This is a genomic window from Yoonia sp. SS1-5 (assembly GCF_038443705.2).
Lineage (GTDB): Bacteria > Pseudomonadota > Alphaproteobacteria > Rhodobacterales > Rhodobacteraceae > Yoonia > Yoonia rhodophyticola.
Window position 1 is genome coordinate 596,309 of sequence record NZ_CP151767.2, and the last position, 20,706, is coordinate 617,014.

The following is a 20,706-nucleotide window of genomic DNA, read 5'->3' on the forward strand; positions in this document are numbered from 1 at the left end:
GGGGTAAGGGCGGTGTCCGACAGGGAATATCAGGCGCTGACCGTTGAGACGTTAAGCGGCAGAGTGGGTCAGATTGATGCGGTCGCAAAGCGGTTGGGCGGCCCGCCTGACACCTGGCAGGTGCGCGAAGTGGGTGACGGCAATCTGAACCTTGTCTTCATTGTCGAAGGCGCGCAGGACAGCGTTATCGTCAAGCAGGCCCTGCCCTATGTACGCCTGGTTGGCGATAGCTGGCCCCTGCCCCTTTATCGCGCATTCTACGAGCATCACGCGCTGACCCGGCAAGCGGCGCGCGCGCCCGGCACTGTGCCTGCGGTGATTTTCTTTGACGAAACGCAGGCGATGATCGTCATGGAATATTTGCGCCCGCATGTCATCCTGCGCCGCAAGCTAATCGCGGGCGAAAAGGTTGCAGGCTTGGGTCAGTTCTGCGGCCAGTTCTGCGCACGCACGGCCTTTCGCGGGTCCGAACTTTCCATGTCCAGCCCGGACAAGAAAGCCGATGTGGCGCTGTTTGCCGGCAATGTGGAAATCCCCGCCATCACCGAAGCGCTGGTTTTTACCGATCCTTACTTTGCCGCCGAGATGAACAATCACACGCCCGGGCTTGACCCGGTTGTTGCGGCGCTGCGTGCCGATGTCACGCTTAAGACCCGCGTGCAGGCCATGCTGATGAAGTTTGCCGCCAACACCGAGACGATGCTGCATGGTGATCTGCATTCCGGCTCGATCATGGCGACAGAGGACGAGATCCGCGTCATTGATCCCGAATTTGTGCAATATGGGCCGATGGGATTTGATATCGGGATGCTGATGGCCAACTACCTGATGGCCTATTTCAGCCAGCCTGCCCATCGCGGCGACCCCGGCCCCTATCAGCGCTGGATATTGGACGTGATCACCGAAACCTGCGCGGCTTTCACGGCTGAGTTCCGGCACCTCTGGGCGACAGAGCGGACCGGCATGCTCTACCCCCGCAGCCTGTTCGAGGATCAGGGTCACAGCGCCGATCCGGCCTGTTCGGCCATGCTGGATACGATCTGGCAGGACGCACTGCAATTTTGCGGGATCGAAATGCACCGCCGCTGCCTGTCACTTGCCCATAACGCAGATTTCGAAGAGATCGCCGATGTTGCCTTGCGCGCCCGGCTTGAAGCCCGCAATCTGAAGATGGGTGCGCATCTGATCGTGGCGACAGCGACCATCGCCAGCCCACAGGCCCTTACCGATATGGCCGAAAAATTCAACGCAGAGGAGTTCCTATGAAGGTCAACGGCACACATTACCGGTCGCTTTGGTGGAATGCCGACGATGCGGTTCTTGAAATCATCGACCAACGGTCACTGCCTTATGCGTTTATCACCCAACCGGTGCGCACGATGCAGGATTTCGCGGATGCCATCGTCGAAATGCGGGTCCGCGGGGCGCCGTTGATCGGTGCGACGGCCGCTTATGGCATGGCCCTTGCGATGGCGCAGGACCCGAGCGACGCCAATATGGATCGGGCCTGGGACGATCTGAATGCAACCCGCCCCACGGCAATCAACCTGCGCTGGGCGTTGAACCGGTGCCGGGCTGCGTTGCAACCACTGCCAATCGCACAGCGGGCCGATGCAGCGCTTGCATTGGCCCATGCCATTGCCGATGAGGATGTCGAAATCAACCGCCAGATCGGTGAACACGGGCTGCAACTGATCAGGGACATTGCAGCACATAAACCACCCGGCGAGCCGGTCCGCCTGTTGACCCATTGCAATGCAGGCTGGATCGCAACCGTGGATTGGGGGACCGCCACCAGCCCGATGTATCACGCCCATGATGCAGGTATTCCACTGCATATCTGGGTTGATGAGACGCGACCGCGCAATCAGGGCGCGCTGACCGCATGGGAATTGGGCAGTCATGGTGTGCCGCATACCTATGTCACCGATAATGCGGGCGGGCATCTGATGCAGCATGGGCTGGTCGATATGGTGATCACCGGCACCGACCGCACCACCCGCAGCGGTGATGTGTGCAACAAGATCGGCACCTACCTCAAGGCACTGGCGGCAAAGGATAATGGTGTGCCGTTTTATGTGGCCCTCCCCTCGCCCACTATTGACTGGACGGTCAGCGACGGGGTCGCCGAAATCCCGATCGAGGAACGCGACGCCCGCGAAACGACCCATATTCAAGGGACCCGCGACGATGGCAGCCTTGGCGTCGTGCAAGTGACACCCGCCGGGACGCCCGGCGGCAATCCGGCATTTGACGTCACCCCCAGCCGATTGGTCACGGGCCTGATCACAGAGCGCGGGATTTGCGAGGCAAGCGCCGAAGGTCTTGCGGGGCTGTTCCCCGATATGGCCGTCGCCGCGCAATAGATGCCCCGCCCGACGGACTCGCATGCCCGTCCGGGCAATGATCGCGCCGGGCGCCGGTCACGGCATGATGACGTCATCGTCGAAGCCGCCTGGTGCTATTATCACGACGGGCTGAACCAAAACGACATTGCCAAGCGGCTTGGCGTCAGCCGCGCGTCTGTCGTGAACTATCTGGCCGAGGTCCGGCAGCGCGACTATGTCCGGATCACCCTGGACACTGATATCTTTCACAATCATCACCTTGTTCATGACCTCACAGCCCGGTTCGGCTTGCAAGAGGCCCTGATTGTTCCCGCCGACATGATGGAAGAACACCGCACCGTGGAACGGGTTATTCGTGTAGCCTCTGACTGGCTGCCGCAATTGCTGGAACCGGGTGATCACCTGGGGGTGGCATGGGGCGAGACGATTTACCGGCTGTCCGAGATAGCCCCGCGCCTTGCGATGCCGGACCTGACGATTGTGCAATTGCTTGGCTCAAAACCTGCCGAGATCGGGTTTGCCTCGGAAAATTGTGCGGCTGCGCTGGCGAACCGGTTTCGCGCCCAATGCGTGAACATGCATGTGCCCCTGCTGCTTTCCAGCCCGACGCTGGCCGAACAGCTAAAGGCCGAACCGATGATCGCGGCACAGCTTGATATGGTTGCCGCTTGCCGAAAGGTCATTTTTGCCTGTGGAACGATCAGCGCGGGCAGTCATCTTGAAAGGACCGGCCTGCTGACCAAGGAACAACTGGCCCAGATGCAGCGCAAAGGGGCGGCCGGCGTGATCTGCGGCCGGATCATCGACAAGGATGGCGCGCCGCTTTGCGCACCAAACGAAGATCAGATGATCGGGGTCACCCTGGCGCAGATGCGCGACAAGGACATGCGGATACTGGTCGCCGCTGGCAGCGATAGGCTGGGGTCCACCCTGGCCGCCCTGCGTGGCGGATATGCGACACATCTGGTGACCAGCGCCGACATGGCTGCGCAGCTTTTGGAATCTGCCCCATGATTTACGGCCATTCCTAGCAACAAAAACGCGCATCCACCCACATTGTTGCGCGATGCCGCAAAGCGGCTATCCTGCCCGCTATCATGTGCCGAACGAACCGCCGATGGGTCAGTTGGTGCTCACCGCTGCTCATATCCTTGTGAAGGACGCGAATAGCGGGGTTTTCGGCCATGGTAATATCGCGACCTTTGTCGCAAGTTGTCGGAAAGAACCAAAGGTAGGCCCCATGGACAAGACTGCAATTTTCAAACTCAGCGCCCTTGCAGATCGCAAGCCCGAATATGCGATTGTCGGCGAGGTTGACCTTGTCGTGGTGCGTTTTGATGATGAAATATCAGTCTTTTACGGCCGTTGCCTGCACCGGGGGGCGCTGATGTCGGATGGGCATGTGCGCGGCAATGATCTGATTTGCGGTGTGCATAACTGGGACTACCGGCTGGACAGCGGTGTGTCCGCCTATGCCAATGATGAAAAGCTGCCGAAGTTCAAATCCTGGATTGATGGCGATGACATCTGTGTCGACGCGGATGAGATCAACGCATGGGGTCACGCCAACCCGCAGCCCTATAACCGCGACGCCTACCTTGGCCTTTATGCCGACCCAAGCCACGGCACAGCCGAAGAACCCTATAACGGGATGATCCAGAACTATGCCAAGAACGGCCTGACCAAGACCGGACATCATGGCATTGTGGATTCGATGGGTGTCCCGCGCACCGAACTCCCCGACTGGGATGACATCCAGCTTTTGACGGCGCAACTGGCCAAGCCACCACTGTTGGACGATGACGCCGTGGGCACAGAGGTGGTGATCGGACCAAACGCACAAAAGCCCTTGAAACTGGAGATACCGCTTTTTGTCTCTGACATGAGTTTTGGGGCGCTGTCTGAATCCGCCAAGGTCGCTCTGGCCCGTGGCGCGGAGCTTGCCGGAACCGGGATATGCTCTGGCGAGGGCGGCATGTTGCCTGAGGAGCAGGTCGAGAATTCCCGCTATTTCTATGAACTCGCCTCGGGTCGGTTCGGGTTCAGTTGGGACAAGCTGGAAAAAGTACAGGCCTTCCACTTCAAAGGCGGTCAGGGCGCCAAGACCGGCACCGGCGGGCATTTGCCGGGCAACAAGGTCAAAGGCAAAATTGCCGAGGTCCGGGGCCTTGAAGAGGGCACATCGGCGATCTCCCCGCCGCGGTTCCCTGAGTGGACGGAAGTCAGCCAGATCAAGGATTTCGCAGACGAAGTGCGTGACAAGACCGGCGGTATTCCGATTGGCTATAAACTGTCCGCGCAGCATATTGAAAAGGATATCGACGCGGCACTCGCAGTGGGTGTCGACTACATCATCCTTGATGGTCGCGGCGGCGGCACCGGGGCCGCACCGATCATTTTCCGCGATAACATATCGGTCCCGACGATCCCGGCATTGGCACGCGCGCGCCGTCATCTGGACAAGCTGGGGCGTGGTGACATCTCGCTTGTTATCACCGGAGGTTTGCGCAAACCGGCCGATTTCATCAAGGCGATGGCGCTAGGCGCGGATGCGATCGCGGTGTCCAACTCTGCCATGCAGGCTATCGGCTGCCTCGCGATGCGCGCTTGCCATACAAATAACTGCCCTGTGGGGATCGCGACGCAAAAACCGCATCTGGTGAACCGGTTGATCGCCGAAAAATCCGCACAGCAACTGGCGAATTTCTTTAGTGCATCGGTCGAGCTGATGCAGGTGATGGCCCGCGCCTGTGGCCATGATCATCTATCAAAATTCAATCATGACGATCTGACCACATGGAAGAAAGACATGGCCGAGATTTCGGGTGTCAGCTTCGGGGGCGTCGCATGAACCAGGCAGAGCTTATTCTGCTGATCGTCAAGATATGGGGCGGGATCGGCGCGCTTGTCGCTGTCGCGTTTCTGACCTTCGGTATGGACCGGCTGGATGAGGACGCCCGGGGCGCCTATGTGTTCCGTCCGTTGCTGGTGCCCGGCATTCTGCTGATCTGGCCGCTTGTATTGTGGCGCTGGTACATCCTGGCCGATGGCAAGGATGAATGGTCAGACAGGTATCGACCACGCAGGACCTCACATCAATGGTTTGCCCTGATCATGCCCATCGCGATTGTGGTCATCATCGTGGCCGGTCTGTCGGTGCGCCAAACATGGCCCGCGGATATCGCCCCGGTGCAACTGAGCGAGGCCCCGGAATGAGCGTCAAATACATTCCGGTCGAGTGGAACCGTAACAAATGGCTTTACGATGGGGTGATGCTGGCGGGGGTCGTCCTGTTCTTGTGGCTGTTCCTGCATGTCAGCCCCGAACTGCTGAGCCATGAATTCCCGATCAATCCGCAGGTGCATAACGCCCGGGCCTTCGGGGCCTGTGCCTTTGTGATGCTGACAGTGATCTTGTGCATCGGGCCGTTGGCGCGGATCGACCGCCGGTTCCTGCCGCTGCTTTACAACCGTCGCCACTTTGGGGTGATGACGACTTTCGTGGCGATCACCCACGCCAGCTACATCCTGAACTGGTATTTCGCCTTTTCCAGCTCCGACAAATACGAAGCCCTCTTATTCGCCAACACCAGCTATGGCCAGTTGGCAGGCTTTCCTTTTGAAATCTTTGGCATCTTCGCCTTGATCTGCCTGCTGATCCTGTCAGCGACCAGCCATGATTTCTGGATGAAATTCCTGACCCCGCCGGTCTGGAAACGGCTGCATACACTGATTTACCTGGCCTATGTGGCTGTCGTTGCCCATGTCAGCCTTGGCATCTTGCAAGACCAGCAAAACCACACCTTTACGGTGATTTTTATCGGCGGCGCGCTATCTGTCGCGGGACTTCACGCCTACGCCGCCTTGCTGGATTGGCGCGGCGGGGATGAATTGGGCGAGGATGTGGACGGTTGGATCGACGTCTGCGATGCGGGCGATATCCGCGACGGCTTTGCCAAGATCAAGATCCTACCCGGCGGTGACCGGGTGGCCGTGTTCAACCAAGACGGCAAGCTCAGCGCAATTTCCAACGCCTGCGCCCACCAGAACGGGCCATTGGGCGAAGGTCGCGTGATTGACTGCCTTGTGACCTGCCCCTGGCACGGGTTCCAGTATGACGTGACGAACGGGCGGTCGCCGGCCCCCTTCACCGAAATGGTCCCGACCTACAACATCCGGTTAAGCGGACCGACCGTGCAGGTCCACCGCGACGCCAACCCACCGGGGACTTACGTCGAGCCTGTCCCCCTTCAGGAGGCCCCAGCATGAGCGACCATGACAAGCCGTTTTTCGTGGGCTACCTGCCGATTCCGGCAACACTGCGAAAGTTTCTGTTTCTCGCCGCCGCACTTGTCGTCGCGATATTCCTGTTCACCGGCCTGCTGATCGGCAGCACGCAGGATGAACCGGCCGCATCAGGTTTTCGCTTTGACTATGGCAGGCAGACGGTGACGGGTGTCGTGGAACTGACGCCCTATCCCTTGCTGCGTGTTACTGAAGGCAATGATCTGATCAAGCCGGGTAAGACACTGATGTTGACGGCTGGAGGTAAGTCCGGGGTCGATATGCGCGCCATGGGGCTAGAGGGCCAACTGGCAACGGTTTCCGGGATCATCCTGCAACGCGGCACCATCGACATGATGCAGTTGCGCGGTGGGCGGCAAGGGATCAGTGCGGCTGAAGGCGATGCACCAGTGATGGAAACCGAACCGCTGGGGCGCTGGAAGGTCGCAGGCGAGAATTGCGACGGGAAATGCCTGAACGGGGCGATGCGACCGGGGCGTGGCCTCGCCCACAAGGCCTGCGCGAACCTGTGCTTGCTGGGCGATGTGCCGCCGGTCTTTGTGTCGACCCAGCCGATTGAAGGGTCCGATTTCATGCTGATCACTGGGCCGGATGGCACCCGACTTCCACAAGCGGCCTACGACTATATCGGGCAGTTCATCACCGTAGAGGGCGATCTTGAACGCCGCGGTGACATGCTTATCCTGCGGATGGATGATACAACGATGGAGCTTGTTGACGAATGAAACGGGTTATCCTGCTCCTGCTGATGTTTCTAGTTGGGCTTGTCATGCTCTATCTGTCCCGGTTCTGGTTTCTGGACCTTTGGCCGCGTTCGGGCCTGTTCGGATGGGCCGAACTGCGCCCCGGCGGCGGTCTGCTGGGCCGTTGGCTGCGCGGCACCCCGTTTGCCCCGTTCGAATTGCTGATCTGGGCTACTGGCGTGTTCCTGATCCTGACTTACCTGCAAAAATTCATAGATTTCGTCGCACCGCAAAAGGATGACACGCATGACCACTGATGCCTTGGATTGGATTTCCGTCGGACGGATCGAGGACCTGCCCGAGGGTCGGGTCAAGACCGTCACCGCGCGCACGACCTCGATTTGTCTGGTGCATTTTGACGGACAATGGGCCGCGATGAACAATCACTGTCCCCACCAGAAAGGGCCGTTGGGTGAAGGGTCAATCGAGAAAGGCGTGGATGACAAATGCTGGATCCGCTGCCCTTGGCATGGTTGGGATTTTGATCCGCTGACCGGCAAGCCCCCCGGCGGGCATGAAGACACGGGCCAGGAAATGTACCCGCTCGACATTCGGGATGGCGAGATCTTCGTGGGGCTGGAGGCTGAGCCGCCCCACACGCGGACCGTCACGGATGTGATGGTCGAGACGATGACAAATTGGGGCGTCCAGACGGTCTTTGGCATGGTCGGGCATTCGAACCTCGGGCTAGCAGATGCGATCCGGCGCGGCGTGATCGACAAGAAGTTGAAATACTACGGCATCCGGCATGAAGGGGTCGCGGCCTTCGCGGCCTCGGCCTATGGCAAGCTGACCGGGCAGCCCGCCGCCTGTCTGACCATTGCAGGACCGGGTGCGACCAATCTGCTGACCGGCATGTGGGATGCCAAAGTTGACCGGGCGCCGGTACTGGCCCTGACAGGCCAGGTACAGACGCAGGTCTTTGGCCCCGGGGCGTTTCAGGATATCGACCTGCAATCGGCGTTTCAGGCTGTTTCGAAATTCTCGCAGCCTGTGCTGAATAGTTCCAACCATGCCGAACTGATGTCGCTTGCCTGCAAGAATGCCATTGTCGAACAGAATGTCGCGCATCTGATTTTCCCAGACGACGTGCAGACCATTCCGTCGGAAAAACCAGCAGGCGCCCCTGACGGGCGAATGGCGGGCACCCGCGTCACGCCTGCGCAGGGTGATATCGACGCAGCTGTTGATCTGTTGAACAGTGCCAAGCGACCCATGATTGTCGTAGGCCACGGTGCTTACGGCGCGCGTGACCAGATCATTGCGCTGGCCGAGAAAATCGGTGCGCCTGTTGTCACGACCTTCAAGGCCAAGGGGCTGGTGCCGGACAGCCATCCGCTGGGTGGCGGTGTTCTGGGCCGATCCGGCACGCCTATTGCCAGCTGGTTCATGAATGAGGCGGATGTGCTTGTGGCCTTTGGGGCCAGTTTCTCCAACCACACGGGCATCGCGCTGAAGGAAAATATCATTCAGGTCGATTATGACCGGATGCAGTTGGGCAAATTCCATCCCGTGAAGGTACCGGTTTGGGGCGAGATTGGTGCATTTTGTGATGCAGCCGCGGGCCGCATCAATCCGAACCCCGACGCTGTTGATCAGAAACCGGAACTGGCCGAACGCTGGGCCATCTGGCGCGATGAAAAGCAGCGCAGGCTCGCCGAAGAACATAGCGGCGGCATTCATTCCTTTGCCATCTTTGATGCGCTGGGCAAGCTTGTCCCCGATGACGCCATCTTTGCCGTTGATGTGGGCAACAACACCTATTCCTTTGGCCGTTATCTTGAAACGAAGGGCAGCCAGCGGGTGCTGATGTCGGGCTATCTGGGGTCGATTGGCTATGGGTTCCCCGCTGGCATCGGGGCCTGGGCCGCGACGCAGGATGTGGCCGCGCTGAAGGGGCGCAAGGTGATATCCATCTCGGGTGATGGCGGCTTTGGGCAATATCCGATGGACCTGACCACAGCCGTCAAATACGGCATGGATATTACCCATATCCTTTTGCACAACGGCGAGCTTGGGAAGATTTCCAAGGAACAGCGATCCGGCGAGTGGCCGGTCTGGGAAACGGATTTGCACAACCCGTCATTTGCAGCCTTCGCCAAGCTTTGCGGGGCGCATGGGCAAAAGGTCACCAAGACCGAGGATATCACCGATGCCATTCAAAAGGCGCTTGCGGTAGACGGCCCCGCACTTGTGGAAATCATGACAGACGCTGAACTGGTTTGATGCTTTCTGGTGCCGGGGTCTGCGCCCCTGCCCGGCAACATTGACTTTCCGTCAGCGGCATTCATGTAAGCAGCATGGATATCCTCAATATCATCTTCGCCCTGACCAGCATCGCGCTGGGGTGTTTCGGGTGGCTTGCGCCAAAATACACGATGTCGGCACTCGATCTTGATCCGGGCAGGTCACATATGGGGCCATCTGAAATCCGGGCATCGGTTGGGTGCCTGTTTGTCGGCATGGGGATCGGCGCGCTGATCCTTGGTGGCCCCACGGCCTATGCGATGCTGGGGTTTTGCTGGTGCGGGGCCGCACTGGGCCGTCTGACATCTCTGCTACTCGACGGACGCTCGCGCAAGAAGTGGGTTTATTTCTGGGTCGAGGCGGGCGTTGGGGTCCCGGCCATCGTTTTGAACCTCTGAGGCTTGTGCGACGCGCTGTCAGCTCTTATATCTTTGGTGTCCTTCGGGACTATGGACATAAACGCGCTCGTAATAAGCGGATCGGACCCGGGGGCGGTACCCGGCGTCTCCACCATCACGGCTCATTTGGCCAGCGAGGGGACGAAATAGGATCGACGAACGTCTAAAGGGGTTTGCTTTGTCTCGGTGAGTTACCACCGTTATCGGTACAACAAAGCTAGTTGCAAATGACAACAAAGCACCGATGGCACTCGCAGCGTAAGCTGTGCGTAAAATCGAAAATTAACTCCTAAGGTTTTGCGACCTTGGGCGGGGTTCGCAGGTACCTGGCAACAGAAACCTGCATTTTCATACAAAATGAAACACACGCTGATGCCGTCAACCCGTCAACGCCAGCCGCATGTTATGTCGCCCCCATCGACGTAGGGGACGCGGCCTTTTCCCTTGCGCATAACAGGCGCGCCGCAGGCCAAAAGCTGCAAACCGCGCAGCTGTGTTTTTGACCGACGCCCGGTCGTTACGCCTCTTGCCGCAGCAACCACGCGCTTGATCCGATAATGATTGCCGCCCCCAACCACATCAACCCCGGCGGCGCAAAGCCGAAGAAAAGCAGGCCCAACCCCACATTCAGTGGCAATTTCAGATGGTCAAAGGGCTGCAGATAGGCCGCGTCGGCCACAACATAGGCCCGCACCAGAAGATATTGCGCCCCGGCCACCAAAAGCCCCGCAAGTGCCACAAGCCAGATCGCGGGCGGGCTGACTGCCGCCCCCGCGCCGACCAGTCCAAGCGCGTTGATCGGCACGAGCAGAACCAGCAGATACAGCGTCAGCGTTTCCGCTGTTTCCGTTTGCGTCAGCCGTTTGGCCACCAGCGACGAGGCCCCCCAGAATAACGCTGCCCCCACCGGCAGAATGGCCGCCCATGTAAAATCATCCTGCCACGGCGCAAGGATCAGAACACCGCCAAACGCCCCCAGAAGAACCGCAAGCACCCGGCTGCGGGTCAGCGCCTCGCCCAGAAAAAGACCCGCACCGGTCGTCACAAACAGGGGCGATGTCAGGATCAGCGCAATGGCCTGCCAAATCGGAACATAGGCCAGCCCCGCGATCCAAAGCTGCACGCCGATTGCCGCAAGACCAACCCGGATCAGATGCAGAACCGGGCGTGTTGTCCGCCATTGGCTGCGCCATACCAGGGGCAGAACCGCGATCAAGGCTATAGTATATTGCCAGAAAGCGATGGTGGGGGATGGCACGCCATGGATCATCCCGGCCCCTTGCACAGCCGTATTGGCCCCAGCAAACAGCGCACCTGCGGCCACCAGATAGCCCGCACCCCAGATCGCGCTGGATTTTGTGGAAATATGGATCATTGCGTCTGCCCTTTCGTTTTCCGCACATGATCGCAGAGGCAAAACAGGACAGCGCGCAGGCAGACGCCTACGCCACATACCCGCTCTCTTTCATCCGGACTATGACCGTCGGCTCAGGCATCGCACCTGATCTGCTGACCCTTTGAACAAGCCAAAGGCGCTCGCGGGCTCGGGCCACATGGCCCATACCGCCGGTGGGGAATTTCACCCCGCCCTGAGAACAAGCGATAGATTATGGCAGGTTCTGATATAGATCAATAGTGCATCAATTCGCCATGCCGGCGCTGATGCATCAGGCTGGCGCAGTGCCGCTGGACAGAATCAGCTATCCGGTTCGTCGCCCAGAAGCGCACCCGCGTCGATCCGCCCGAAGCTGCCAAGCAGCTGCCCGATAAAGGTCACATCATTGATCCCATCATCGGTGACCCGCCGGTCAAGCGTGACCACATTGCCATCTTCCAGCCCGTAGCGTGCAATGTTGCTGACCACGCCCTGAGGGGTAAAGGAAATCGCCAGAACTTCGCGTTTGACCTCTTGCGGGGCAAAGGCACCGACATAACGAAACTGGCTGGAGACGTAGTAAAACTTGTCATTCTGCAACGCGCCTTGCGATGTGGGCGGGCCAAATGCCTCGACCACGGCCCCGCGTGTTGTCTGGCCAACCTGGACCTCGGACAGCTCGGCCTCGCTTGGGGTGAACCCGTGAAACCGATTGATCGGCGTGCATCCGACGGCCGCAATGCAGGCAAGCCCCAGCATGGTGCTGCGCAGCTGTCTGCATGTTCTGTCAGTGCTGATGCCCATCCCGGCCCTCTTGCTTTGGCGTCGCTTGCCTTTTATCCCACTACAGTAGAACCCACCCCCTGTTCAAGAATGGATGCGCCCGTGGCTGCCCTGCCCCAATCACACCTGCGTTTGTCAGATTTGACCACCCGGCGCGCGACCGATTTCGCGCTGATCCCCACCGCGGAAGAACGGCGCGCCGTGGCAGATACACTTGGGATCGTCGGGGTCCGCAAATTGCGGCTATCGGGAAAAATCGAACCGCTGGGATCGCGGGACTGGACCCTAACAGCCATGCTGGGGGCCACAGTCGTGCAGGATTGCGTGGTCACGCTGGAACCGGTGACAACCAGACTGGATGAACCGGTTCACCGCAGCTATCTGGCCGAACTTCCCGACATCGACGCCGCGGAAGTTGAAATGCCCGAAGACGACACTGCCGAAGCCCTGCCCGAAACCCTTGATCTGGGCCAGGTGATGATCGAGGCATTGTCGCTCGCGCTGCCGCTTTATCCGCGCAAGGATGGTGCTGATCTGGGCGAGGCCGTGTTTACCGCCCCCGGAAGCACCCCTATGACGGACGAGGATGCCAAGCCCTTTGCGGGGCTGGAAGCGTTGCGCGATCAGCTGCAAAAGAAGGGGGATTAGGCGCGGTTTTCCGGCGCCGGAAAAGGGCTTGCACAAATGCGGAATCGCAGTATGTTCGCGACCTCTTTGACATCGCACTCGACAGGGCTGCCGCAATGGCGTAGGACCCGGTTCGACGCAAGACACATCAGGGCCAGCGGCCCATAAATCATAGGGTTGAGACATGGCTGTCCAGCAGAACAAAGTATCCAAATCCCGCCGCAACAACCGGCGTGCGCACGACTCACTCGTCGCTGCAAATCCAAACGAATGCGACAATTGCGGTGAGCTGAAGCGCCCGCATCACGTCTGCCCGTCCTGCGGCCACTACGCCACACGTGAAGTGATTGCAGACACGACTGAAATCGACCTCGACGACGACGCAGCTTAAGCTGCGGCACAGGCAGATACACATGACACAGGGCCAGTCAGACACTGATCAGCCCCTCGTTGATGCGGTATCGGATGTCTTATCCGTCGATGCGATGGGCGGCGATCAGGGGCCTGCAACAGTTGTTGCGGGCCTTTCGAAGTTTCTGGGCAAGGCACCCTCTGCCCGCGCCATCCTGCATGGGCCAGAGGCCGAGCTGAAAATGCTGTTGGCAAAACACAATCTGGCAGATCGCGTGACAATCCGCGATGCGGCAGATGTTGTGAAGATGACCGACAAACCCAGCCATGTTCTGCGCCATGGCAAGAAAACCTCTATGTGGTCTGCGATTGAAGCCGTCCGCGAAGGCAGCGCCGCTGTCTGCATCAGCTGCGGCAATACTGGCGGGCTGATGGCCATGTCGATGCTGCGCCTGCGCAAGGCCGAGGGCGTCAATCGCCCCGCGATTGCCTGCCTGTGGCCGTCCCGCAACCCATCGGGCTTCAACGTCATGCTTGACGCGGGTGCCGATATTCGGGCCGATCAGGATGACTTGCTGACTTATGCGCTGATGGGCGCCTCATATGCCCGCAATGGTCTGGATATCACGCGCCCGCGCGTGGGTCTTTTGAACGTCGGCACAGAGGAGCACAAAGGCCGGGCCGAGTTAAAGGTCGCCCATGAACTTATTGGAAAAGCTGCAGAAAAAGGTGAATTCACCTATGTCGGCTTTATCGAGGGTGGCGATCTGCCGTCGGACAAGATTGATGTCATTGTCACAGATGGGTTCACGGGCAATGTGGCGCTGAAAACAGGTGAAGGCACGGCCAGCCTGATTTCCGAGCTTCTGCGCGCCGCCTTGATGAAGACCCCTCTTTCGATGTTTGCTGCACTGTTGGCCCGCGGCTCGCTCAACCGGCTGCGCAAACGGATTGATCCGCGCCGGGTCAATGGCGGGGTGTTTCTGGGCCTGAACCAGACCGTGATCAAAAGCCATGGATCGGCTGATGCAACCGGCGTGGCGGCTGCCTTGCACCTTGCCCATCGCCTGGCGCAGAGCGGTTTTTCGGATAAACTGGCGGCACGGGTTGCATCTGCAGCATCACTTGCCCAAGATGCCGGGCAAGAAAACGAGACCAACGGTCTCAATACCAATACGGGCGAGTAAAATGGTGCGTCGCGCAGTCGTGAAAGGTGTCGGACATTATCTGCCCGACCGGGTTGTGCCCAACGCAGAGTTTGAAAAGACGCTCGACACAACAGATGAATGGATCAAGGCCCGCTCTGGCATTGAAAGCCGGCATTTTGCGGCCCCCGATCAGACGACGTCTGATCTGGCCACACAGGCAGCCAAGGCCGCGCTGGATATGGCGGGCATGGATGGCAACGATATTGATGCCATTGTGCTGGCCACCTCAACGGCTGACCTGACGTTCCCTTCAGCGGCAACAATGGTGCAGCATGCGATCGGGAACACCAAGGGCTATGCCTTTGATGTACAAGCAGTTTGTGCCGGCTTCGTCTATGCGCTGTCAAATGCCAACGCGCTGATCCTGTCCGGTCAGGCTGATCGCGTGCTGGTGATCGGGGCCGAGACATTCAGCCGGATCATGGATTGGACCGACCGCAGCACTTGTGTGCTCTTCGGCGACGGCGCGGGCGCCATCATCCTCGAAGCACAAGAGGGCGACGGCACATCGGCTGACCGGGGCATCCTGTCCACGGATCTGAATTCTGACGGGCGTTACAAGGATCTGCTATATGTGGATGGCGGTGTTTCGACACAGAATACCGGCATGCTGCGGATGGTGGGCAAGGAAGTTTTTCGGCACGCGGTCGAAAAGCTGGCGCAGACAGCGCATACCGCGCTGGACAAGGTCGGGCTTGGGCCTGACGACGTGTCATGGGTTGTTCCACATCAGGCCAATATCCGGATTATCCAATCAACCGCCAAAAAGCTGGGGGTTGAAATGGACCGGGTGGTGGTGACGGTGCAAAATCATGGCAATACGTCGGCGGCCTCTATTCCGCTGGCGCTTTCTGTTGGCGTTGCGCGCGGTCAGATCAAGACAGGCGACCTGATCGTCACCGAGGCAATCGGTGGCGGTCTGGCCTGGGGCGCGGTGGTTGTTCGCTGGTAGGCAGAAACGCTCTGTTAACCATGTTTGCCAAGCCCTTGTTATTGACTCTGAAAATGCCCCGCGCTTATGGTCGCTAGAGTATTGAAGGGGGTATTATGACCGACAAAACATTAACTCGAGTGGATTTGGCAGACGCGGTCCATAATGAGGTCGGCCTCTCGCGTAACGATAGTGCCGATTTGGTCGAAAGCGTTTTATCCCATGTGTCAGACGCATTGGTCCGTGGCGAGACGGTCAAAATTTCCTCTTTCGGAACATTCTCGGTCCGGGAAAAAGCCGCCCGTGTCGGGCGAAACCCCAAGACCGGCGAGGAAGTGCCAATTCATCCCCGCCGCGTTCTGACCTTTCGCCCATCCCACCTGATGAAGGACCGGGTTGCAGCAGGGAACAAATCCTAGATCATGGCTAAAGCCAAAGACGCCTTTCGCACCATCAGTGAAGTCGCTGAATGGCTCGACACGCCCACCCATGTTCTGCGCTTTTGGGAAAGCAAGTTCAGTCAGATAAAACCTGTCAAAGGGGCCGGTGGCAGACGCTATTACCGCCCGGCCGATATGGATCTTCTCGGCGGTATCAAGCAACTGCTGCATGAAGAAGGGATGACGATCAAAGGCACGCAAAAGCTGTTGCGCGAAAAGGGCGTCAAGCATGTGGCCGGTCTTGGCCTCTCCATGACAGCCCCCGCCGCGCCGGTTGCGGTTGCCGAAGAAGCGCCCGAGCAAGCACCGGCACCTGAGCCGACCCCGGTAGAGGAGGCGCCCGCACCAGCCCCCGAAGCGGACGACCCTGTGCAGAACGCGTTCATGTTCGAACACAAGGCACCTGCCGAAAGCACCCCAGCCGAAGAACCCGCGCAGGCCGCGCCGGAGGTGGCACTTGATCTGCCCGCCCTGCCCGACGGCTTGCCGGACCTGTCCGCACGCAGTTTCGGCCTGATCGCCGCCCGTCGCGACGGGTTGAAAACCAAGGCCGCCGAAATTGCACCAATCGTCAAGGAGCTGCAGGCCTTGCGTGATAAACTGCAGCAACGATAAGGCGCTTTCTGACTTGCCCCTCCGGACAATTGCGTTATGAACGCCCGCAGTCGGGCTATGGCGCAGCCTGGTAGCGCGTCCGTCTGGGGGACGGAAGGTCGCAGGTTCGAGTCCTGCTAGCCCGACCAATCATAATCGCCCGCTTGCGTTTGCCCGCAGCGGGCGTTTTGCTATGTGGATGGGGAACAGCATGACAACATCCGGGGTATTGGCGGACCACCAGATCAGGGCAATGATCGCGGCGGGCAATATTGCGGCGACTGCAGATATTGCACCGGGCCAGATTCAGCCCGCATCGCTTGACCTGCGCCTTGGCGCGACAGCCTACCGCGTGCGTGCATCATTTCTGGCAGGCAAGCAGCGCACAGTCGCCGAACGCCTGCAGGACTTTCAGATGCATGCGGTCGACCTGACCGGCGGCGCGGTTCTTGAAAAGGGCTGTGTCTATGTTGTTCCGCTGATGGAAAGCCTGTCGCTTCCCAAAGGAATGACCGCTGCCGCCAGTGCAAAGTCGTCCATCGGGCGGCTTGATCTGCTGACCCGGATCATCACCGATCACGGGGTCGAATTCGACAGGGTCCCGGAAGGCTATGCAGGCCCGCTTTATGTCGAAATCTGTCCCCGGTCCTTTTCGGTTGTGGCGCAACCGGGCCAGATGCTGAACCAGATCATCTTTCGCAAAGGCAAAACGCTGATGTCGGATGATGCGCTGCGCGCGCTGCACGCCCAAAGCCCGATTGTGTCGGGTGATCCCGTGATTTCCGACGGGCTGGGGTTTTCGGTTGATCTGCGACCAGCAGAGGGCAATCTGGTCGGCTACCGCGCCAAACCCCATACCGGTGTCATTGATCTGGCCAAACTGAACCACTACGACCCGGCGGCCTTCTGGGAGCCCGTCCATACAGATGACGGCTGGATCATTCTGGATCCGGGTGCCTTCTACATCCTTGTCAGCCGCGAGGCGATTGTCATCCCCCCGATGCAGGCCGCCGAGATGGCCCCCTATCTGGCCATGGTCGGAGAATTCCGGGTGCACTACGCGGGCTTTTTTGATCCAGGCTTTGGCTATGCCGAGGCTGGCGGTTCAGGATCGCGCGGCGTGCTGGAGGTGCGCTGCCACGAAGCACCCTTTGTGCTGGAGCATGGGCAGGTTGTGGGCCGGCTGGTCTATGAGAACATGGCAGCCCTGCCCGACGCGCTTTATGGTCGCGAGATCAAATCAAACTATCAGGGCCAGGGTTTGAAACTGTCCAAGCATTTCAAATCTATCGCATAAAGCGGCGCAGCATATTCAGGCCGCGCCGTGCCTGTTGGGTATTTTTGCGCGTGTTCTGCGCGGTCTCACGCGCTTGCGGGGTCATGTCGTCCGCATGCTTGCCGCGCCGGCTTGCAAGGTCAATCCCCTTGTTCACACCGCGCCGCATCAGCATGCGGATCGCCATCTTGATCAGTCTGTTGGTATTCACTGGATGCACCTCCGGCGGCTGTGGTTTTGGAATCGACGCAATATATCCGATGATCAGATTAAATGTCTGTATCCAATGATTTGGAAATAGGGCTACCGATCGTCTTTTTTTCTGGTTTCACACAACGACACGCGAACAGACGGCGTGGGCAAATGCATTGGCGCGCTCTTTAGGAGAAACTTGAAACCTTTTGTTCCAAGTTCTTGAAGAGCGGGAACGCCCTCGCCGTGCGATTGAAAACTCCAACACTGCAGGCACGCGCCAATGAACGGGGGATGGCCGTCCAGATCGAACGTCATGAAATTGGTGCGGGCGCAGGCACAGCCGAGCCGCGGTCAAGACGTCCGCCCGATAGGGCTTGATCTTGATGGAGGACGGGCCGCAAGGCCCTAACAAACAGACAAAAAGGGATCAGCCGTTCACGGCTGGCCATAGATGCGTAAGGGATGGATGCCGACTTGCGGAGACAGCGTTAGGCGGCTCCGTTCCCGACAGCCCGGCCCTTCAGGATGCGCCTCAAATCCATAAGCCTCTGGATAAGTTGTTTGACGCGAAATCGCCACAACTACTCAAAATACATCAACCGTCCGATTGTGTTGCCTGGCCCATTGGGCCCGGAACAGTTCATTTCATACAAATTATTGTTCTGGAGCAGTTCCGCGCCGTCAACGAAGACACTCGTCTTGTTCGATTGCGGGCGGCACCACCCCTGATTGACACCGGATTTGACGCCTCCCAACTTTCCCGGTTCATCACCCGTCACCTTGTTGGTCCGCGCATCCATGTTAAAGGCTTCCAGCCCGGTCAGCTTTGTGCTGCTAACGGTCTTATCAGACCAATCCAGCTTGGAAATGATCATATAGGGGATCGGTACAACGGCGCTGCCTACCTGCGTCTTGCAAACGTCCGGGGCCAGACACGTGATCGTGGCACCTTTGCCGGAATGGCGGGCCGCAGATTGCATGATGTTATCCTCTGATAATTTCAGCGTTGGTATAGAGACTACGATCCCGCACAATGGTTCGCCACAGCAAAACAATGTCTATTTGGCCATCGTCAATCCGGTCTACATTGATGTCCACGGTGTCCAAAGCCATCGCAATCGCAGGCTCGGACGGGTTTGATAGAGATTTCAGGGCCAGTTTTGCGCCCGGCAGACCCAAGCTGACGGTTTCACGCCGATGCGACAGGCCCGAAATTTCGATCGTCTCATTGCCCACCATGTGAGGTGCGATCTGCAAACGGAGTGGCGCAGCATTCCAAAAGGCCAGATCATAATCCAACGGCATGCGCGGATGACGGTCACGCTCCCACTCCTTATCAAACGTTCCGGCATTTGCGCGGCGTGGCAACCACGCCTTTGCCAGTGGCATGGTTCCATGAACGGCCATCGGCTCAAAAGGTCGCGCATCCAGGAATTCCGCCAATAGGCCAATCTGCGGTGCGGGCCAGCCATCAACCTCTTCTGCCGCCGTTTCCGTCATAAATCCCAGCCCCGCAGGATTCTGCTCGAAATACTTTGTTGTTTCACCCTCCTGACAGTGACCGCCATAAGCGAGCGCATAGGTCAGCGGGACCTCGGTCACTTCATCGGCTTGGGACAATTGCCATCCTTGTCGCATCTTGATCCAACGGGACGGTCCCCTGACCTGAAATCCATAGTATAACTGATCTGGAATAGCGACAGTGACCGCCCAATCGCGGCGCGGCTTTGCCTCGAAGCTGCGAGCTGTTCCGCGAATGATCAGATCGGTCTTTGGCTTGAACGGCGCGATATCCTGCTCGTGCAGCAGTGGTGAGTACTCGGGCGCCTCGGTAAATTCATCGGCCAAAACGAATTCCGGCGGCGGCGTGACAGGCGAGGTGCCGTCTTTGGTCAAGGAAAACGCCGCTTTGGCGATAACAACACCGACTTCGGTGTCGTCCGTATGCCAGTGTGCAAAGGCCGTATGTGAAAGCGGGAGTTCGGATGAAAGTTTCATGTAATTGCGGTGACCGCGTGGCCTTGCTCAAAGTGCGTAAGTAATTGAAATTGCAGGGCCTAATGCGCCCCCCTCCAATACAGGTCGAACCTGAAAGGTGAAAGTCTCCCAGTCTTCGTCGACAATGAAATGGGCCGTCTCCGGTCGATCCGCCAATCGAGCAGCAAGCAACGCAGGCAGCTTCTCTGCATCAGCCAATGACAAAGTGAATCGCATTTCGATAACCCGGCCCCGATCAGAGTCAAAATCCAAAGCCTCAGCGCTCAAACCAGTATCTGGATCTGAAAAATTGTAGTGATCTTCGTCGTATTCTTCTACCTGTTCGACGCAGGCAATGTCTTGCAGCAACTCAGCAGCACCCCCCGAAGTATTTGTAAAAATATACATGGCCTGGGTTTCATTATCCGGGGTAACCGTTGCAAACCCCGCTAAAATGAATCCCGCGACCGGCTGAAGCGCAACAACCGGATAGTCCCCGTCAGGCTCCGATCCGTCGTCGATATCCTTGAATAGCGCAGGGAAAGTGACCTGAAATACATCGAAAGAGATAAGGATGTCTGTCGTCTCGGCAAAGCGCATATTGGCCATTTCGACATTTTGTCCACCGACAGAAGGATCATTGTGTAGTACGACAACGGTCTCACTGATATCCGGTTGTACGAAAGTGACAGCAGTCTTCCTACCTGCCGCAGCGCCAAAAATAGACGAAAGAAAATTAAATAGATCGTCATTTTCCGCCGAAAGATCAAAGCTGTCCATCGTCGCGCTCTTAAAACGAAGCTGCGCTCCGAATTCCCAAGTGGTTCCGACCTTGCTGAGCCCCGCCAATTGCGATGCGATAAGATGATCAAAGTTGTCTTTGGTCACGTTTGTGTCATCTTGGGTTAT

At 58.5% G+C, this 20,706-nt stretch carries 23 protein-coding genes, 1 tRNA gene, 1 other RNA gene and 1 riboswitch; of the genes, 19 read left to right on the forward strand and 6 right to left on the reverse strand.

Annotated elements, in window-relative coordinates:
* The first annotated feature begins 12 nt into the window (after nucleotides 1-12).
* The 11 genes from mtnK (at nucleotide 13) to ssrA (ending at nucleotide 10,387) form a co-directional block, all read left to right on the forward strand.
* Nucleotides 13-1,266 carry an S-methyl-5-thioribose kinase gene (gene mtnK, locus AABB31_RS04460; RefSeq protein WP_342075650.1) on the forward strand — a complete coding sequence of 418 codons (1,254 nt, stop codon included), beginning with the start codon at nucleotides 13-15 and terminating at the stop codon, nucleotides 1,264-1,266.
* A complete protein-coding gene (gene mtnA / locus AABB31_RS04465) occupies nucleotides 1,263-2,366 on the forward strand; it encodes an S-methyl-5-thioribose-1-phosphate isomerase (RefSeq protein ID WP_342075649.1) in 1,104 nt (367 codons plus the stop codon). The genes mtnK and mtnA overlap by 4 nt, the downstream gene beginning before the upstream one ends.
* On the forward strand, nucleotides 2,367-3,362 hold the full coding sequence (locus AABB31_RS04470; RefSeq protein ID WP_342075648.1) for a sugar-binding transcriptional regulator: 996 nt from the start codon (nucleotides 2,367-2,369) through the stop codon (nucleotides 3,360-3,362).
* Nucleotides 3,363-3,588: 226 nt separating this feature from the next.
* Nucleotides 3,589-5,199 (forward strand): glutamate synthase-related protein, encoded by a 1,611-nt coding sequence (locus AABB31_RS04475; RefSeq protein WP_342075647.1) that lies wholly within the window; start codon nucleotides 3,589-3,591, stop codon nucleotides 5,197-5,199.
* On the forward strand, nucleotides 5,196-5,564 hold the full coding sequence (locus AABB31_RS04480; RefSeq protein WP_342075646.1) for a hypothetical protein: 369 nt from the start codon (nucleotides 5,196-5,198) through the stop codon (nucleotides 5,562-5,564). The genes AABB31_RS04475 and AABB31_RS04480 overlap by 4 nt, the downstream gene beginning before the upstream one ends.
* Nucleotides 5,561-6,616: a Rieske 2Fe-2S domain-containing protein gene (locus AABB31_RS04485; protein WP_342075645.1), complete on the forward strand. Its 1,056-nt coding sequence runs from the start codon at nucleotides 5,561-5,563 to the stop codon at nucleotides 6,614-6,616. Before AABB31_RS04480 ends, AABB31_RS04485 begins: the two co-directional genes overlap by 4 nt.
* Complete coding sequence (locus AABB31_RS04490; RefSeq protein WP_342075644.1) at nucleotides 6,613-7,377, forward strand: hypothetical protein; 765 nt, start codon at nucleotides 6,613-6,615, stop codon at nucleotides 7,375-7,377. The genes AABB31_RS04485 and AABB31_RS04490 overlap by 4 nt, the downstream gene beginning before the upstream one ends.
* Nucleotides 7,374-7,652, forward strand: coding sequence for a hypothetical protein (locus tag AABB31_RS04495; RefSeq protein ID WP_342075643.1), 279 nt, complete (start codon nucleotides 7,374-7,376; stop codon nucleotides 7,650-7,652). Before AABB31_RS04490 ends, AABB31_RS04495 begins: the two co-directional genes overlap by 4 nt.
* Nucleotides 7,642-9,621: a thiamine pyrophosphate-binding protein gene (locus AABB31_RS04500; RefSeq protein WP_373635465.1), complete on the forward strand. Its 1,980-nt coding sequence runs from the start codon at nucleotides 7,642-7,644 to the stop codon at nucleotides 9,619-9,621. Before AABB31_RS04495 ends, AABB31_RS04500 begins: the two co-directional genes overlap by 11 nt.
* 74 nt (nucleotides 9,622-9,695) lie before the next feature.
* Nucleotides 9,696-10,040, forward strand: coding sequence for a DUF4345 family protein (locus tag AABB31_RS04505; protein WP_342075640.1), 345 nt, complete (start codon nucleotides 9,696-9,698; stop codon nucleotides 10,038-10,040).
* Nucleotides 10,040-10,387, forward strand: a transfer-messenger RNA (tmRNA) gene (ssrA, locus tag AABB31_RS04510). Before AABB31_RS04505 ends, ssrA begins: the two co-directional genes overlap by 1 nt.
* 170 nt (nucleotides 10,388-10,557) lie before the next feature.
* Here ssrA and AABB31_RS04515 read toward each other — a convergent pair.
* On the reverse strand, nucleotides 10,558-11,415 hold the full coding sequence (locus AABB31_RS04515) for a DMT family transporter (RefSeq protein WP_342075639.1): 858 nt from the start codon (nucleotides 11,413-11,415) through the stop codon (nucleotides 10,558-10,560).
* A 78-nt stretch (nucleotides 11,416-11,493) separates the two neighbouring features.
* A riboswitch (FMN riboswitch) is annotated at nucleotides 11,494-11,641 on the reverse strand.
* A gap of 95 nt (nucleotides 11,642-11,736) precedes the next feature.
* A complete protein-coding gene (locus AABB31_RS04520) occupies nucleotides 11,737-12,219 on the reverse strand; it encodes an outer membrane protein assembly factor BamE (RefSeq protein WP_342075638.1) in 483 nt (160 codons plus the stop codon).
* Between the two features lie 81 nt (nucleotides 12,220-12,300).
* On the opposite strand from AABB31_RS04520, the gene AABB31_RS04525 reads away from it, so the two are divergent.
* From AABB31_RS04525 to AABB31_RS04560, 8 genes are all read left to right on the forward strand, one after another.
* Nucleotides 12,301-12,846: a DUF177 domain-containing protein gene (locus AABB31_RS04525; RefSeq protein ID WP_373635466.1), complete on the forward strand. Its 546-nt coding sequence runs from the start codon at nucleotides 12,301-12,303 to the stop codon at nucleotides 12,844-12,846.
* Between the two features lie 163 nt (nucleotides 12,847-13,009).
* The gene (gene rpmF / locus AABB31_RS04530) at nucleotides 13,010-13,216 is read left to right on the forward strand and encodes a 50S ribosomal protein L32 (RefSeq protein WP_008236104.1); all 207 of its coding nucleotides are present in this window, start codon (nucleotides 13,010-13,012) and stop codon (nucleotides 13,214-13,216) included.
* A 22-nt stretch (nucleotides 13,217-13,238) separates the two neighbouring features.
* Complete coding sequence (plsX, locus tag AABB31_RS04535; RefSeq protein WP_373635467.1) at nucleotides 13,239-14,363, forward strand: phosphate acyltransferase PlsX; 1,125 nt, start codon at nucleotides 13,239-13,241, stop codon at nucleotides 14,361-14,363.
* A gap of 1 nt (nucleotide 14,364) precedes the next feature.
* Entirely contained in the window at nucleotides 14,365-15,336 is a 972-nt protein-coding gene (locus tag AABB31_RS04540; RefSeq protein WP_342075636.1) for a beta-ketoacyl-ACP synthase III, read from the forward strand.
* Between the two features lie 95 nt (nucleotides 15,337-15,431).
* Complete coding sequence (gene ihfA, locus AABB31_RS04545) at nucleotides 15,432-15,734, forward strand: integration host factor subunit alpha (RefSeq protein WP_342075635.1); 303 nt, start codon at nucleotides 15,432-15,434, stop codon at nucleotides 15,732-15,734.
* 3 nt (nucleotides 15,735-15,737) lie between these two features.
* Nucleotides 15,738-16,370, forward strand: coding sequence for a MerR family transcriptional regulator (locus AABB31_RS04550; RefSeq protein ID WP_342075634.1), 633 nt, complete (start codon nucleotides 15,738-15,740; stop codon nucleotides 16,368-16,370).
* Nucleotides 16,371-16,421: 51 nt separating this feature from the next.
* Nucleotides 16,422-16,498, forward strand: a tRNA-Pro gene (locus AABB31_RS04555).
* A 62-nt stretch (nucleotides 16,499-16,560) separates the two neighbouring features.
* Complete coding sequence (locus AABB31_RS04560; RefSeq protein WP_342075633.1) at nucleotides 16,561-17,646, forward strand: 2'-deoxycytidine 5'-triphosphate deaminase; 1,086 nt, start codon at nucleotides 16,561-16,563, stop codon at nucleotides 17,644-17,646.
* Here the strand turns inward: AABB31_RS04560 and AABB31_RS04565 are convergent.
* From AABB31_RS04565 to AABB31_RS04580, 4 genes are all read right to left on the reverse strand, one after another.
* Complete coding sequence (locus AABB31_RS04565; RefSeq protein ID WP_342075632.1) at nucleotides 17,636-17,836, reverse strand: hypothetical protein; 201 nt, start codon at nucleotides 17,834-17,836, stop codon at nucleotides 17,636-17,638. The two genes, AABB31_RS04560 and AABB31_RS04565, sit on opposite strands and share 11 nt — an antisense overlap.
* 565 nt (nucleotides 17,837-18,401) lie before the next feature.
* On the reverse strand, nucleotides 18,402-18,800 hold the full coding sequence (locus tag AABB31_RS04570; RefSeq protein ID WP_373635468.1) for a DUF4150 domain-containing protein: 399 nt from the start codon (nucleotides 18,798-18,800) through the stop codon (nucleotides 18,402-18,404).
* 4 nt (nucleotides 18,801-18,804) lie between these two features.
* The gene (locus AABB31_RS04575; protein ID WP_342075630.1) at nucleotides 18,805-19,818 is read right to left on the reverse strand and encodes a DUF2169 domain-containing protein; all 1,014 of its coding nucleotides are present in this window, start codon (nucleotides 19,816-19,818) and stop codon (nucleotides 18,805-18,807) included.
* 27 nt (nucleotides 19,819-19,845) lie between these two features.
* Entirely contained in the window at nucleotides 19,846-20,685 is an 840-nt protein-coding gene (locus AABB31_RS04580) for a hypothetical protein (protein WP_342075629.1), read from the reverse strand.
* Nucleotides 20,686-20,706: the final 21 nt, after the last annotated feature.

Bases quoted from the DNA above. Each gene is read 5' to 3' on its own strand.
- AABB31_RS04505 (WP_342075640.1), top strand. From the start codon at position 9,696: ATGGATATCCTCAATATCATCTTCGCCCTGACCAGCATCGCGCTGGGG.
- AABB31_RS04570 (WP_373635468.1), bottom strand. From the start codon at position 18,800: ATGCAATCTGCGGCCCGCCATTCCGGCAAAGGTGCCACGATCACGTGT.
- AABB31_RS04575 (WP_342075630.1), bottom strand. From the start codon at position 19,818: ATGAAACTTTCATCCGAACTCCCGCTTTCACATACGGCCTTTGCACAC.
- AABB31_RS04515 (WP_342075639.1), bottom strand. From the start codon at position 11,415: ATGATCCATATTTCCACAAAATCCAGCGCGATCTGGGGTGCGGGCTAT.
- ihfA (WP_342075635.1), top strand. From the start codon at position 15,432: ATGACCGACAAAACATTAACTCGAGTGGATTTGGCAGACGCGGTCCAT.
- AABB31_RS04550 (WP_342075634.1), top strand. From the start codon at position 15,738: ATGGCTAAAGCCAAAGACGCCTTTCGCACCATCAGTGAAGTCGCTGAA.
- AABB31_RS04500 (WP_373635465.1), top strand. From the start codon at position 7,642: ATGACCACTGATGCCTTGGATTGGATTTCCGTCGGACGGATCGAGGAC.
- AABB31_RS04520 (WP_342075638.1), bottom strand. From the start codon at position 12,219: ATGGGCATCAGCACTGACAGAACATGCAGACAGCTGCGCAGCACCATG.
- AABB31_RS04470 (WP_342075648.1), top strand. From the start codon at position 2,367: ATGCCCCGCCCGACGGACTCGCATGCCCGTCCGGGCAATGATCGCGCC.
- AABB31_RS04540 (WP_342075636.1), top strand. From the start codon at position 14,365: ATGGTGCGTCGCGCAGTCGTGAAAGGTGTCGGACATTATCTGCCCGAC.
- AABB31_RS04475 (WP_342075647.1), top strand. From the start codon at position 3,589: ATGGACAAGACTGCAATTTTCAAACTCAGCGCCCTTGCAGATCGCAAG.
- AABB31_RS04495 (WP_342075643.1), top strand. From the start codon at position 7,374: ATGAAACGGGTTATCCTGCTCCTGCTGATGTTTCTAGTTGGGCTTGTC.
- mtnA (WP_342075649.1), top strand. From the start codon at position 1,263: ATGAAGGTCAACGGCACACATTACCGGTCGCTTTGGTGGAATGCCGAC.
- AABB31_RS04490 (WP_342075644.1), top strand. From the start codon at position 6,613: ATGAGCGACCATGACAAGCCGTTTTTCGTGGGCTACCTGCCGATTCCG.
- AABB31_RS04485 (WP_342075645.1), top strand. From the start codon at position 5,561: ATGAGCGTCAAATACATTCCGGTCGAGTGGAACCGTAACAAATGGCTT.
- AABB31_RS04560 (WP_342075633.1), top strand. From the start codon at position 16,561: ATGACAACATCCGGGGTATTGGCGGACCACCAGATCAGGGCAATGATC.
- plsX (WP_373635467.1), top strand. From the start codon at position 13,239: ATGACACAGGGCCAGTCAGACACTGATCAGCCCCTCGTTGATGCGGTA.
- AABB31_RS04480 (WP_342075646.1), top strand. From the start codon at position 5,196: ATGAACCAGGCAGAGCTTATTCTGCTGATCGTCAAGATATGGGGCGGG.
- rpmF (WP_008236104.1), top strand. From the start codon at position 13,010: ATGGCTGTCCAGCAGAACAAAGTATCCAAATCCCGCCGCAACAACCGG.